The sequence below is a fragment of the Mesorhizobium sp. B4-1-3 genome (assembly GCF_006439355.1).
Taxonomy (GTDB): Bacteria; Pseudomonadota; Alphaproteobacteria; order Rhizobiales; family Rhizobiaceae; genus Mesorhizobium.
The window spans coordinates 57,776-72,051 of record NZ_VFTG01000028.1 but is presented as its reverse complement, the minus strand read 5'-3'; the positions used below and the strand labels follow the sequence as shown (position 1 = coordinate 72,051).

Sequence of the window (14,276 nt, the reverse complement as noted above, 5' to 3'; positions counted from 1 at the left end):
CGTCTTGCCATGATCGACGTGACCGATCGTGCCAATGTTCACATGCGGCTTGGTGCGCTCGAATTTACCTTTTGCCACTGTATTTCTCCGTCTTTACTCATCCCGCTCGGGGAAATTGATATTCGCTCCAGCCGAACCGGAAACGCGCAAGAACAGCGGTTCCGGTGGCACAGGCATTCTCACGCGTACTTTTTCTGGACTTCCTGGGCCACCGCCGTAGGGACCGGCTCGTAGTGGTCGAACTGCATCGTGTACTGGGCGCGGCCCTGTGACATCGAACGCAGATTGTCGACGTACTTGAACATGTTGGCCAGCGGCACCATCGCGTTGATGACGACGGCAACGCCACGCGCTTCCTGACCCTGGATCTGGCCACGACGGCCGTTGAGGTCGCCAATGACGCCGCCGACATAATCTTCCGGCGTCACGACCTCGACCTTCATGATCGGCTCGAGCAGCTGCACGCCGAGGCGCGGAGCGGCTTCCTTGAAGCAGGCGCGGGAGGCGATCTCGAACGCCAGCACCGAGGAGTCGACATCGTGGAAGGCGCCGTCGATCAGGGTCGCCTTGACGCCGATCATCGGGAAGCCCGCGAACGGGCCGGAACCCATGACGCTCTGGATGCCCTTCTCGACGCCCGGGATGTACTCCTTCGGAACCGCACCGCCGACGATCTTGGACTCGAACACGAACTCCTCGCTCTCGGTGTTCGGCTCGAAGATGATCTTGACGCGGGCGAACTGGCCGGTACCGCCGGTCTGCTTCTTGTGCGTGTAGTCCTGCTCGTGGGTGCGGGTGATCGTCTCGCGATAGGCCACCTGCGGCGCGCCGACATTGGCTTCCACCTTGAACTCACGGCGCATGCGGTCGACGATGATGTCGAGATGCAGTTCGCCCATACCGGCGATGATGGTCTGGCCCGATTCCTCGTCGGTCTTGACGCGGAAGGACGGATCCTCGGCCGCCAAGCGATGCAGCGCGAGGCCCATCTTTTCCTGGTCGTTCTTGGTCTTCGGCTCGATGGCGATCTGAATGACTGGATCGGGGAACTCCATGCGCTCGAGGATGACCGGGTGCAGCGAATCGCAGAGCGTATCGCCAGTGGTCGTGTCCTTGAGGCCAGCCAGCGCAACGATGTCGCCGGCATAGGCTTCCTCGATGTCGGCGCGCGAGTTCGCATGCATCTGCAGCATACGGCCGATGCGCTCCTTCTTGCCCTTCACCGTGTTGTCGAGCGAGGTGCCCTTGGTGAGCTTGCCCGAATAGATGCGGGCAAAAGTCAGCGAACCGACGAAGGGGTCGTTCATGATCTTGAACGCCAGCATCGACAGCGGCTCGTTGTCGTCAGCATGACGCTCGATCTCGGCGTCGGTCTTGGCATCGACGCCCTTGATGGCCGGCACGTCAATCGGCGACGGCAGGTATTCGACGACGGCGTCGAGCAGCGGCTGCACGCCCTTGTTCTTGAAGGCCGAGCCGCAGAACATCGGGAAGAACTTGACCGCGATGGTGCCCTTGCGGATCAGCGCGCGGATCTCGTCATTCGACGGCATCTTGCCTTCGAGGTAGTTCTCGAGCGCGGTCTCGTCCATTTCGACGGCCGCTTCGATCATCTTCTCGCGATACTGAGCGGCCTTTTCCTTGAGGTCGGCCGGGATCTCGACGATGTCCCAGGCGGCGCCCAGGGTCTCGTCGCGCCAAACCAGCGCGTTCATCTCGACGAGGTCGACGACACCCTTGAACTCGGTCTCGGCGCCGATCGGCAGTTGCATGACGACGGCCTGCGCGCCGAGGCGCGAGCCGATCATCTCCACCGAGCGGTAGAAGTCGGCACCGATCTTGTCCATCTTGTTGCAGAAGATCATGCGCGGCACGTGGTACTTGTCGGCCTGGCGCCACACGGTCTCGGTCTGCGGCTCAACGCCGGCGTTGGCGTCGAGCAGCGCGATGGCGCCGTCGAGCACGCGCAGCGAACGCTCGACCTCGATGGTGAAGTCGACGTGTCCGGGGGTGTCGATGATGTTGAAGCGGCGCATCTTGCCATCGCGACCCTTCCAGAAGGTCGTGGTCGCGGCCGAGGTGATGGTGATGCCGCGTTCCTGCTCCTGCTCCATCCAGTCCATGGTGGCAGCGCCGTCATGGACTTCGCCGATCTTGTGCGACTTGCCCGTGTAGTACAGGACGCGCTCGGTCGTCGTCGTCTTGCCGGCGTCGATATGCGCCATGATACCGAAATTGCGGTAGTCTTCGATTTTGTATTCGCGGGCCATGGGAGGTGCCTCTCAGTCTCTTTCGCGTTACCAGCGGTAATGCGCGAAGGCGCGGTTGGCTTCCGCCATCTTGTGGGTGTCTTCACGCTTCTTGACGGCCGTTCCGCGGTTGTTGGCCGCGTCCATCAGCTCGCCCGAGAGGCGGTCGACCATGGTGGTCTCGTTGCGGTTGCGGGCCGCGGCGATGAGCCAGCGGATGGCCAGCGCCTGACGGCGCTCGGGACGCACGTCGACCGGAACCTGGTAGGTGGCGCCGCCGACGCGACGCGAGCGCACTTCCACATGCGGCGCGACATTGTCGAGCGCCTGGTGGAAAACGGTGACCGGCTCCTGCTTGGTCTTGGCCTGGACCTGGTCCAGCGCGCCGTAGACGATGGTCTCGGCAACCGACTTCTTGCCGTCATACATGACGGCGTTCATGAACTTGGTGACGATAAGATCGCCGAACTTGGGGTCCGGATTGATCTCACGCTTTTCTGCACTGTGACGACGGGACATGGGAAACCCTTACTTCGGACGCTTGGCGCCGTACTTCGAACGACGCTGCTTGCGGTTCTTCACACCCTGCGTGTCGAGCACGCCGCGGATGATGTGGTAGCGGACGCCCGGCAGATCCTTGACGCGGCCGCCGCGGATCATGACCACCGAGTGCTCCTGAAGGTTGTGACCTTCGCCGGGGATGTAGCCGATCACCTCAAAGCCGTTGGTCAGGCGAATCTTGGCCACCTTGCGCAGCGCCGAGTTCGGCTTCTTCGGCGTCGTCGTGTAGACGCGCGTGCAGACGCCCCGCTTCTGCGGGTTCTGCTGCATGGCCGGGACCTTGTTGCGCTTCACCGGCGCCAGGCGCGGCTTGCGGATCAGCTGGTTGACGGTAGGCATTAAACCCTCTTGTCTCTCAATTCCGTGTCTGCCCTGTCAGGGCCGCTCAAAGCGTCATTTCCATACGCAAATTCGGGCAACACACCGCGTCTCGCGGTCCTGCCCGAACAAATTGCAGAGGAAGCGGAAGCCGCTTCATGCGCGCCGGAAATGTCTTTTCGCTCGTAAAACGAACCCTGTTTGAGACAAACTCCAAAGCGTGTCGCCTCGGAAAGGCCGGTCTCACATCGGTTCTGACGTGGCGGCTTCTACTCGTAAGGCCATTGCCCGTCAACCCCGCAACGGCAAATATTGCGGTCAATTCGAGGCTTGGCAGCCATGCACGAAACGCATGTAATTTTATTGCGCCTTTTTTCAAGCGCGAGGAAGAAAGTGACCGGCTTGCGGCTGTCTTCCCAGCCTGCTTCGTGCCAAAAGGCGGCTTGAACCGGACTATCGCCCGCCAAATGAGGAATCAACCCGTGAACGACAATGAAGAACGGCCGGTCACCATCATCACCGGACGGGTCTGGCGCAAGAAAGGCGGCAAGCCGGAAGGCGTGCATGTGATGCTGGTCGCGCCCGACGATGATTCCGCCGTGCGCCGCGCGCTCGAATCGCTTGCCGCGGAGGGATTCGCGGAGGCCGAGCTCGACCAGATCGGCGACATGGAAGGCGAGCCCGACGAGGAGCCGCATCTGTCGGCCTATCAGGGCGCGCTCGAAGGCGAGGTCTCGATCGTCACCTTCGACGAGCCGTCCTGATGTCGCTAGCGGCCTGGGCCCCTTCTCCCGGCCATCCCCAACGATCTAAAGGCAGCCACTCTTCCCTTTCCGGAGTTCCCATGACCACCAACCCCATCAAGCTCGGCATCGTCGGCGTGGGCAAGATCGTTCGCGACCAGCACCTGCCGTCGGTCGCCAAGGACGACGCCTATCAGCTCGTCGCCGCGGCGAGCCGCCACGGCAAGGTCGATGGGATTGCAAACTACCCGAGCATCGAAGCGATGCTTGCGGCCGAGCCCAGCCTGGAGGCCGTGTCGCTCTGCATGCCGCCGCAGTTCCGCTACGATGCTGCGCGCACAGCACTGGAAGCAAAAAAGCACGTGTTCCTCGAAAAGCCGCCGGGCGCTACGGTGAGCGAGGTCGAGCACCTCAAGGCGCTTGCCGGCAAGAACGGTGTCTCGCTCTTTGCCAGCTGGCACTCCCGCTACGCGCCGGCGGTCGAGGCCGCTCGCGCCTTCCTCGACTCGGCAAAGCTGACGTCGGCCGCCATCAACTGGAAGGAAGACGTGCGCCGCTGGCACCCGAACCAGGAGTGGATCTGGGAACCCGGCGGCTTCGGCGTCTTCGATCCGGGCATCAATGCGCTCTCGATCGCCACCCATATCCTGCCGCCGATGTTCATCACCTCGGCCGTGCTCGATTTTCCGGAAAACCGCGCGGCGCCGGTCGCGGCGCATGTCGCCTTCCGCACGTCAAACGGCTTGCCGGTGACGATGGAGCTTGACTGGCTGCAGACCGGCCCGCAGAGCTGGGACATCCTGGCCGAGACCGACAAGGGCAGGATGGTACTGTCGGGCGGCGGCGCGAAGCTCGCCGTCGACGGCAAGATCATCCACGACGAGCCGGAAGCCGAATATCCGATGCTTTACAAGCGCTTCGCCGAGATCGTTCGCGCCGGCACCTCCGATGTCGATCTCGCGCCGCTGCAGCACGTCGCCGACGCCTTCATGCTCGGCAAGCGCAGCGTGGTGGAAGCGTTCTTCGACTGAGGCATGATCCTCATTCGACGACCGCGATGGCGAAGCCGTCATGGCCCTTGGCGCCGACGGTTTGGATGGCCGTACCGTCCAGTCGCTTCTCGCCACCGATGAACGAGAACGCCGCGCGGGCGCCCTCGACATTGGCATCGCCGCTGTGCTTTTTCACCACGGCGCCGTCGCGGATGACGTTGTCGCAGACGATGACGGTGCCCGGGCGCGCCAGCTTCATCGCCGAGGCCAGGTAGTTCGGGTTGTTCGGCTTGTCGGCGTCGATGAAAATCACATCGAAGGGACTGGCATTTTCGTCAACCAGCGCGGCGAGCGACTGAAGCGCGGGACCGACCCGCAAGTCGACCTTATCAGAGACCCCTGCCCGCTCGAAATTCGAGCGCGCGACCTTGGCGTGGTGCGGCTCGAGTTCCAGCGTCACGACCTTGCCGTCCGCCGGCAATCCCCTCGCCATCCAGATGGTCGAGTAGCCGCCGAGCGTGCCGACCTCCAGCACCTTTTTTGCCCCGCGAATGCGCACCAGCAGCGACAGCAATTTGCCCTGCGCGGGCGACACGTCGATCGCCGGCAGGCCCTGGTCGCGGTTGGCCGCGAGCACGGCGTCCAGCAAGGGATCCGCTTCGAAAAGCGAGGAAACGATGTAGTCGTCGACAGCCGTCCAGGTCTTGCTGCTCATAGCTCTTCCTCTTTCGTGAAGTTAGCTCGGGATGACGGCTCGTAGACCCATCATCCCGATCTGGTTTCTTTGTTGGGAGCATGATCTTTCCCGAAAACCGGTACCCACTTTTCGGGATCATGCCCTGAATACAAAAAAGGGGCCCACGCGGGCCCCTTCTCGTCGTTTCTCATCTCACGCCGCTTACTGCGCGGCGTTGACCATGTCGGTCAGCATCGGGTCGGCGACCTCGACACCGGAGGCCTTGCGGCGCTCGTCGATGATGAGTTCGTCGCGCGAGGTGGCGATGCGCCTTATTTGGCTCATCGTCCCGCCGGTGCCAGCCGGGATCAGCCGGCCAACGATGACGTTCTCCTTCAGGCCCTGCAGCATGTCGGTCTTGCCGGCAACCGCGGCTTCGGTGAGCACCCTGGTCGTCTCCTGGAAGGAGGCGGCCGAGATGAAGGACGGCGTCTGCAGCGAGGCCTTGGTGATGCCGAGCAGCACCGGCTGACCTTCGGCCGGCTTCTTGCCGTCCTCGATCAGGCGCTCGTTGACCTCTTCCAGCTCGATCACGTCGACGTGGTCACCCGGGATGTAGGTCGAGTCGCCCTGCGTGGTGATCTCGACCTTCTGCAACATCTGGCGAACGATCACCTCGATGTGCTTGTCGTTGATCGACACGCCCTGCAGTCGGTAGACCTCCTGGATCTCGTTGACGAGGTAGGAGGCCAGCGCCTCCACGCCCTTGATCGCCAGGATGTCGTGCGGCGCCGGATTGCCGTCGAGGATGTAGTCGCCCTTCTCGATGACGTCGCCGTCCTGGAGATGGAACGGCTTGCCCTTCGGGATCAGGTACTCCACCGGCTCCAGCGTCGAGTCATGCGGCTCGATGATGATGCGGCGCTTGTTCTTGTAGTCGCGCCCGAAGCGGATCGTGCCATCGATCTCGGCGATGATGGCGTGATCCTTCGGACGGCGAGCCTCGAACAGTTCGGCCACGCGCGGCAGACCACCGGTGATGTCCTTGGTCTTGGCGCTTTCCATCGGAATACGCGCCAGCACGTCGCCAGGCTTCACATGGGCGCCCGGCTCGACCGAGAGGATGGCCTCGACCGAGAGCAGGAAGCGCGCATCGCCGCCCTTCGACAGCTTGCCGACCTTGCCCTTGGCGTCCTGGATGACGATCGCAGGCTTCAGGTCGCTGCCGCGCGGCGTCGAACGCCAGTCGATGACCTCGCGCTTGGTGATGCCGGTCGACTCGTCAGCCGTCTCCTGAACGGAGATGCCGTCGACCAGATCCTCGAATGCCACCCTGCCCTCGATTTCGGTGAGGATCGGGCGGGTGTAGGGATCCCACTCGGCGATACGCTGGCCGCGCTTCACCTTGTCGCCATCGTCCACGAAGATGCGCGAACCATAGGCGACGCGGTGCGTGGCACGCTCCTTGCCGGTCTCATCGAGGATGAGCACCGCCATGTTGCGGCCCATGACCATTTGCTGGCCTTCCGAGTTGCGCACCACGTTGCGGTTGCGGATCTGCACCTTGCCCTCATAGGAGGCTTCAAGGAACGAGGAATCCACCACCTGCGCCGTGCCGCCCATGTGGAAGGTACGCATGGTGAGCTGGGTGCCCGGCTCGCCGATCGACTGCGCCGCGATGACGCCGACGGCCTCGCCCTGGTTGACGGGGGTGCCGCGGGCTAGGTCGCGTCCATAGCAGACGGCGCACACGCCGGTCCTGACCTCGCAGGTCAGCGCCGAGCGGATGCGCACCGACTGCACGCCGGCCTTCTCGATCTGCTCCACATCGCGCTCGTCCATCAGCTTGCCGGCCTTGACCAGCAATTCGCCGGAGACCGGATGGTTGATGTCGTCGAGCGCGGTGCGGCCCAGCACGCGCTGGCCGACCGAGGCGACGACCTGACCGGCATCGACGATCGGCTGCATGGTGAGGCCCTTGTCGGTGCCGCAATCCAGCGAATTGACGATGCAGTCCTGCGCCACGTCGACGAGGCGGCGGGTCAGGTAACCCGAGTTCGCCGTCTTCAAGGCGGTGTCGGCCAGACCCTTGCGGGCGCCGTGGGTCGAGTTGAAGTACTCGAGCACGGTGAGGCCTTCCTTGAAGTTCGAGATGATCGGCGTCTCGATGATTTCGCCCGAAGGCTTGGCCATCAGGCCGCGCATACCGGCGAGCTGGCGCATCTGGGTGGGCGAACCGCGCGCACCCGAATGCGACATCATGTAGATCGAGTTCATCGGCTTCTGACGGCCGTTGTCCTCGAACTCCACCGCCTTGATGCGCGCCATCATCTCGTCGGCGACCTTTTCCGAGCACTTGGCCCAGGCGTCGACGACCTTGTTGTACTTCTCGCCCTGCGTGATCAGGCCGTCATTGTACTGCTGCTCGTATTCCTTGGCCAAAGCCTCGGTGTCGGAAACAAGCTTCAGCTTGGTGTCCGGGATGACCATGTCGTCCTTGCCGAACGAAATGCCGGCACGGCACGCATGCGCAAAGCCAAGCGCCATGATGCGGTCGCAGAAGATGACCGTCTCCTTCTGACCGCAGTGGCGGTAGACGGTGTCGATCATCTTGGAGATGTTCTTCTTGGTCATCTCCTGGTTGGCGATGTCATACGGAACATTGACGTTCTTCGGCAGAAGCTCGCCGATGATCATGCGGCCAGGCGTGGTGTCGTAGATCTTCGACACGACTTTGCCCTCGGCGTCGACGGTGCGGAAACGGCCCTTGATCTTGGCGTGCAGCGTCACGGCCTTGGTCTCCAGCGCATGCTGAAGCTCGCCCATGTCGGCAAACACCATGCCCTCGCCCGGCTCGTTCTGGTTGACGATCGACAGATAGTAGAGGCCCAGAACCATATCCTGCGACGGCACGATGATCGGCGCGCCGGAGGCCGGGTGCAGGATGTTGTTGGTCGACATCATCAGCACACGGGCTTCGAGCTGCGCTTCCAGCGACAGCGGCACGTGGACCGCCATCTGGTCGCCGTCGAAGTCGGCGTTGAAAGCGGTGCAGACCAGCGGATGCAGCTGGATCGCCTTGCCTTCGATCAGGGTCGGCTCGAACGCCTGGATGCCGAGGCGGTGCAGCGTCGGCGCACGGTTCAACAGCACCGGATGCTCGCGGATGACCTCGTCGAGGATATCCCAAACCTCCGGACGCTCCTTCTCGACCAGCTTCTTCGCCTGCTTGACGGTCGAAGAGAAACCCTTGGCGTCGAGGCGGGCGTAGATGAAGGGCTTGAAGAGCTCGAGCGCCATCTTCTTCGGCAGGCCGCACTGATGCAGCTTGAGCTCCGGACCGGTCACGATGACGGAGCGGCCGGAATAGTCGACACGCTTGCCGAGCAGGTTCTGGCGGAACCGGCCCTGCTTACCCTTGAGCATGTCGGACAGCGACTTCAGCGGGCGCTTGTTGGCGCCGGTGATGACGCGGCCGCGACGGCCGTTGTCGAACAGCGCGTCGACGGCCTCCTGCAGCATGCGCTTCTCGTTGCGCACGATGATGCCGGGCGCGCGCAGCTCGATCAGCCGCTTCAGGCGGTTATTGCGGTTGATGACGCGGCGATAGAGGTCGTTGAGGTCGGACGTGGCGAAACGGCCGCCGTCCAGGGGAACCAGCGGACGCAGGTCCGGCGGGATCACCGGGACTACCTTCATGATCATCCATTCCGGACGGTTGCCGGATTCCATGAAGTTCTCAACGACTTTGAGCCGCTTCAGATACTTCTTCTGCTTGAGCTCGGACGTGGTGGAAGCCAGCTCCGAACGCAGGTCGCCGGCGATCTTCTCCAGGTCCATGCCGGCAAGCAGGTCATGGATGGCCTCGGCGCCGATCATGGCGGTGAAAGAATCCTCGCCATACTCGTCGACGGCAAGCATGTATTCCTCCTCGCTGAGGAGCTGGTTCTCCTTCAGCGCGGTGAGGCCGGGCTCGGTGACGATGTAGTTCTCGAAGTAGAGCACGCGCTCGATATCCTTGAGCGTCATGTCGAGCAGCGTGCCGATGCGCGAGGGCAGCGACTTCAGGAACCAGATATGGGCGACGGGGGCGGCGAGCTCGATATGGCCCATGCGCTCGCGGCGAACGCGCGACAACGTGACTTCGACGCCGCACTTTTCGCAGATGACGCCCTTGTACTTCATGCGCTTGTACTTGCCGCACAGGCACTCATAGTCCTTGATCGGGCCAAAAATGCGCGCGCAGAACAGGCCGTCACGCTCCGGCTTGAAGGTGCGGTAGTTGATGGTCTCCGGCTTCTTGATCTCGCCGAACGACCAGGACAGAATCTTCTCTGGGCTGGCAAGCGAGATCCGGATGGAATCGAACACCTGCGCAGGCGCCTGCGGGTTGAAGAGATTCATGACCTCTTGGTTCATGCCGTTCTCCTTTTTGGGGTCCTCGATAACCCCTTCAATCGATCGCGGACGAAATGTCCGCAGATTGGCCGGTCAAACCGGCCGAGAAATTTGAGGGGCGCGCCGCTTCCTGAAGCGGCGCGCCATAGCCTTACTCGGCAGCGTCGGGCAGACGCGTCGGGGTCTCCTCGACCTGGGTGTTCTCCAGTTCGACATTGAGACCGAGCGAGCGCATTTCCTTGACGAGCACGTTGAAGCTCTCCGGAATGCCCGCCTCGAACGTGTCGTCGCCGCGCACGATCGCTTCGTAGACCTTGGTGCGGCCGGCGACGTCGTCCGACTTCACCGTCAGCATCTCCTGCAGCGTGTAGGCGGCGCCGTAGGCTTCGAGCGCCCAGACCTCCATTTCGCCGAAGCGCTGGCCGCCGAACTGCGCCTTGCCGCCCAGCGGCTGCTGGGTGACGAGCGAGTACGGCCCGATCGAACGCGCGTGGATCTTGTCATCCACAAGGTGATGCAGCTTGAGCATATAGATATAGCCCATCGTCACCTTGCGATCGAACGGCTCGCCGGTGCGGCCGTCATAGAGCTGCGACTGACCGCTGGTGTGCAGGCCGGCCTGCTCCAGCATGGTGTTGATGTCGGCCTCATGCGCGCCGTCGAACACCGGGGTCGCGATGGAGACGCCGCGGCGCATCTGCTCGCTCAGGCGAACGATGCTCTCGTCGTCATACTCGCGGATCGGCTCGTTGCGGTCGTTGGCCGGCATGAAGCTTTCCAGCGTCTTGCGCAGCGGCTTGATGTCGCCGCCCGCCTTATACGCATCGATCAGCTCGCCGATCTTCCTGCCCATGCCGGCGCAAGCCCAGCCCAGATGCGTTTCCAGAATCTGGCCGACATTCATGCGGCTCGGCACACCCAGCGGGTTGAGCACGATATCGGCATGCGTGCCGTCCTCGAGGAAAGGCATATCCTCGACCGGAACGATGCGCGACACGACACCCTTGTTGCCGTGACGGCCGGCCATCTTGTCGCCCGGCTGCATCTTGCGCTTCACCGCCACGAAGACCTTGACCATCTTCATGACGCCTGGAGGCATTTCGTCGCCGCGCTGCACCTTCTCGACCTTGTCCATGAAGCGCTGCTCAAGCGCCTTCTTGGACTCGTCATACTGGCCGCGCAGAGCCTCGAGCTCGCCCTGGAGCTTCTCGTTCTCGACGGCGAACTGCCACCACTGCGAACGCGGATACTCGTCGAGCGTGTCCTTCGACAGCTTCGAGCCCTTCTTGAAGCCCTTCGGTCCGGCGATCGCTTCCTTGCCGACCAGCACGTCGGAAAGACGCGCATAGACGTTGCGGTCCAGGATCGCCTGCTCGTCGTCGCGGTCCTTGGCCAGACGCTCGATCTCCTCGCGCTCGATCGCCATTGCGCGCTCGTCCTTCTCCACGCCGTGGCGGTTGAAGACGCGCACTTCGACGACCGTGCCGAAGGTGCCCGGAGGCATGCGCATGGACGTGTCGCGAACGTCCGAGGCCTTTTCGCCGAAGATGGCGCGCAGAAGCTTCTCTTCCGGCGTCATCGGGCTTTCGCCCTTCGGCGTGATCTTGCCGACCAGGATATCGCCCGGCTGCACCTCGGCACCGATATAGACAATGCCGGCCTCGTCGAGGTTCTTCAGCGCCTCTTCCGAAACGTTCGGAATGTCGCGCGTGATTTCCTCCGGCCCGAGCTTGGTGTCGCGCGCCATGACCTCGAACTCCTCGATGTGGATCGAGGTGAAGACGTCATCAGCCACGATGCGCTCGGAGAGCAGGATCGAGTCCTCGTAGTTGTAGCCGTTCCACGGCATGAACGCGACCAGCACGTTGCGGCCGAGCGCCAGATCGCCGAGCTCGGTCGACGGACCGTCGGCAATGATGTCGCCCTTGTTGACGCGGTCGCCCATGCGCACCAGCGGACGCTGGTTGATGCAGGTGTTCTGGTTCGAACGCTGGAACTTCATCAGCCGGTAGATGTCGACGCCCGACTTGCCGGGATCGAGATCTTCCGTGGCGCGGATGACGATACGGGTGGCGTCCACCTGATCGACCACGCCGCCGCGGCGGGCGCCGATGGCGGCGCCCGAGTCACGGGCGACGATCGGCTCCATGCCGGTGCCGACGAACGGCGCCTCGGCGCGCACCAGCGGCACGGCCTGACGCTGCATGTTCGACCCCATCAGCGCGCGGTTGGCGTCGTCGTTCTCGAGGAACGGGATGAGCGCGGCCGCGACCGACACCATCTGCTTCGGCGAGACGTCCATCAGGTCGACGTTCTCGCGCGGCGCCATCATCACTTCGCCGGCGTTGCGGCAAATGACGAATTCGTCGACGAAGCTGCCGTTCTTGTCGAGCTCGGCGTTGGCCTGCGCGACATAGTGCTTGGCCTCTTCCATCGCCGACAGGTAGACAACCTCGTTGGTCAGCTTGCCGTTCACGATCTTGCGGTACGGGCTTTCGATGAAGCCGTACTTGTTGACACGTGCGAAGGTGGCGAGCGAGTTGATCAGGCCGATATTCGGACCTTCCGGCGTCTCGATCGGGCAGATGCGGCCGTAATGCGTCGGGTGCACGTCGCGCACCTCGAAGCCGGCGCGCTCGCGGGTCAGACCGCCCGGTCCAAGCGCCGACAGGCGACGCTTGTGGGTGATCTCCGACAGCGGGTTGGTCTGGTCCATGAACTGCGACAGCTGCGAGGAACCGAAGAACTCGCGCACGGCAGCGGCCGCCGGCTTGGCGTTGATCAGGTCCTGCGGCATGACCGTGTCGATCTCGATCGAGGACATGCGCTCCTTGATCGCGCGCTCCATGCGCAGCAGGCCGACGCGGTACTGGTTCTCCATGAGCTCGCCGACCGAACGCACGCGGCGGTTGCCGAGATTGTCGATGTCGTCGATCTCGCCCTTGCCGTCGCGCAGCTCGACCAGCGTCTTGACCACAGCCAGGATGTCTTCCTTGCGCAGCACGCGCACGGTGTCCTCGGCCTTGAGCTCGAGGCGCATGTTCATCTTGACGCGGCCGACGGCCGACAGGTCATAGCGTTCGCTGTCGAAGAACAGCGAGTTGAACATGGCTTCGGCGGTCTCGAGCGTCGGCGGCTCGCCCGGGCGCATCACGCGGTAGATGTCGAACAGCGCGTCCTGGCGGCTCTCGTTCTTGTCGACGGCGAGCGTATTGCGGATGTAGGCGCCGACATTGACGTGGTCGATGTCCAGGATCTGGATCTCATCCTCGCCGGTGCCGAGAAGCACCTTCAGCGTCTTGTCGTCGATCTCGTCGCCGGCCTCGAGGAAGATCTCGCCGGTGGCGTAGTTGACGATGTCCTCGGCCAGATAGTTGCCGAGCAGGTCCTCGTCGGTCGCCTTGATGGCCTTGAGACCCTTCTCGCCGAGCTGGCGGGCCTGGCGGGCAGTGATCTTCTTGCCGGCCTCGACAACGACCTCACCCGTATCGGCGTCGACCAGGTCGCCGACGGCCTTGAGGCCGCGGAACCGCTCGACATTGAAGGGAATGCGCCAGTGGTCGCCCGAGCGCTTGTAGGTGATCTTGTTGTAGAAGGTCGACAGGATCTCCTCGCCGTCCATGCCGAGCGCCATCAGAAGCGACGTCACCGGGATCTTGCGGCGACGGTCGATGCGGGCGTGCACGACGTCCTTGCTATCGAACTCGATATCGAGCCACGAACCGCGATAGGGAATGACGCGCGCGGCAAACAGAAGCTTGCCCGACGAGTGCGACTTGCCCTTGTCGTGGTCGAAGAAGACGCCCGGCGAGCGATGCATCTGCGAGACGATGACGCGCTCGGTGCCGTTGACGATGAAGGTGCCGTTCGACGTCATGAGCGGCATATCGCCCATGTAGACGTCCTGCTCCTTGATGTCCTTGATCGACTTCGCGCCGGTATCCTCGTCGATATCGAACACGATCAGGCGCAGCGTCACCTTCAGCGGCGCGGCATAGGTCAGGTCGCGCTGACGGCACTCGTCAACGTCGAATTTCGGTGCCTCGAACTCGTACTTCACGAACTCCAGCATGGAGGAGCCGGAAAAATCGGAGATCGGGAAGACCGACTTGAAAACGGCCTGCAGTCCCTCGTCCGGACGGCCGCCCTTGGGCTCGTCCACCATCAGGAACTGGTCATAGGATGCCTTCTGAACCTCGATGAGGTTCGGCATCTCCGCAACTTCCGGGATCTTTCCGAAGAACTTGCGTACGCGTCTGCGGCCATTGAAAGTCTGGGTCTGGGCCATCGTCGCTCCTTAGCTCTAAACTCGGGACGAACCTCGCCGCGGCTCGCCTTG

Annotated in this window: 8 protein-coding genes and 1 pseudogene; 2 read left to right on the top strand and 7 right to left on the bottom strand. The window is 63.1% G+C overall.

Annotated features, from left to right (window positions below; all coding sequences use genetic code 11):
- The 4 genes and pseudogenes from FJW06_RS25635 to rpsL all read right to left on the bottom strand — a co-directional run.
- A pseudogene (locus FJW06_RS25635) lies at positions 1–78 on the bottom strand (elongation factor Tu); the annotation flags it as partial.
- A gap of 101 nt (positions 79–179) precedes the next feature.
- Positions 180–2,270, bottom strand: a complete 2,091-nt coding sequence (gene fusA / locus FJW06_RS25630; RefSeq protein WP_140755779.1) for an elongation factor G — start codon at positions 2,268–2,270, stop codon at positions 180–182.
- A 27-nt stretch (positions 2,271–2,297) separates the two neighbouring features.
- Positions 2,298–2,768, bottom strand: coding sequence for a 30S ribosomal protein S7 (rpsG, locus tag FJW06_RS25625; RefSeq protein ID WP_027170372.1), 471 nt, complete (start codon positions 2,766–2,768; stop codon positions 2,298–2,300).
- A 9-nt stretch (positions 2,769–2,777) separates the two neighbouring features.
- Positions 2,778–3,149, bottom strand: a complete 372-nt coding sequence (gene rpsL, locus FJW06_RS25620) for a 30S ribosomal protein S12 (protein WP_006202128.1) — start codon at positions 3,147–3,149, stop codon at positions 2,778–2,780.
- A 461-nt stretch (positions 3,150–3,610) separates the two neighbouring features.
- Between rpsL and FJW06_RS25610 the strand changes: the two genes are divergently transcribed.
- Together FJW06_RS25610 and FJW06_RS25605 are read left to right on the top strand one after the other, a co-directional pair.
- Positions 3,611–3,892: a hypothetical protein gene (locus FJW06_RS25610; protein ID WP_041003122.1), complete on the top strand. Its 282-nt coding sequence runs from the start codon at positions 3,611–3,613 to the stop codon at positions 3,890–3,892.
- Between the two features lie 80 nt (positions 3,893–3,972).
- Positions 3,973–4,902 (top strand): Gfo/Idh/MocA family oxidoreductase, encoded by a 930-nt coding sequence (locus FJW06_RS25605; RefSeq protein WP_140755775.1) that lies wholly within the window; start codon positions 3,973–3,975, stop codon positions 4,900–4,902.
- A gap of 10 nt (positions 4,903–4,912) precedes the next feature.
- On the opposite strand, the gene FJW06_RS25600 is transcribed toward FJW06_RS25605, so the two are convergent.
- The 3 genes from FJW06_RS25600 to rpoB form a co-directional block, all read right to left on the bottom strand.
- Positions 4,913–5,578, bottom strand: coding sequence for an O-methyltransferase (locus tag FJW06_RS25600; protein ID WP_140755773.1), 666 nt, complete (start codon positions 5,576–5,578; stop codon positions 4,913–4,915).
- Positions 5,579–5,761: 183 nt separating this feature from the next.
- Entirely contained in the window at positions 5,762–9,958 is a 4,197-nt protein-coding gene (rpoC, locus tag FJW06_RS25595; protein WP_140755771.1) for a DNA-directed RNA polymerase subunit beta', read from the bottom strand.
- Positions 9,959–10,088: 130 nt separating this feature from the next.
- Positions 10,089–14,225 (bottom strand): DNA-directed RNA polymerase subunit beta, encoded by a 4,137-nt coding sequence (rpoB, locus tag FJW06_RS25590; RefSeq protein ID WP_140755769.1) that lies wholly within the window; start codon positions 14,223–14,225, stop codon positions 10,089–10,091.
- Between the last annotated feature and the right edge of the window lie 51 nt (positions 14,226–14,276).

Coding starts and splice junctions, on each gene's coding strand:
- FJW06_RS25605 (WP_140755775.1), top strand. CDS start 3,973: ATGACCACCAACCCCATCAAGCTCGGCATCGTCGGCGTGGGCAAGATC.
- rpsG (WP_027170372.1), bottom strand. CDS start 2,768: ATGTCCCGTCGTCACAGTGCAGAAAAGCGTGAGATCAATCCGGACCCC.
- rpoC (WP_140755771.1), bottom strand. CDS start 9,958: ATGAACCAAGAGGTCATGAATCTCTTCAACCCGCAGGCGCCTGCGCAG.
- rpoB (WP_140755769.1), bottom strand. CDS start 14,225: ATGGCCCAGACCCAGACTTTCAATGGCCGCAGACGCGTACGCAAGTTC.
- rpsL (WP_006202128.1), bottom strand. CDS start 3,149: ATGCCTACCGTCAACCAGCTGATCCGCAAGCCGCGCCTGGCGCCGGTG.
- FJW06_RS25600 (WP_140755773.1), bottom strand. CDS start 5,578: ATGAGCAGCAAGACCTGGACGGCTGTCGACGACTACATCGTTTCCTCG.
- fusA (WP_140755779.1), bottom strand. CDS start 2,270: ATGGCCCGCGAATACAAAATCGAAGACTACCGCAATTTCGGTATCATG.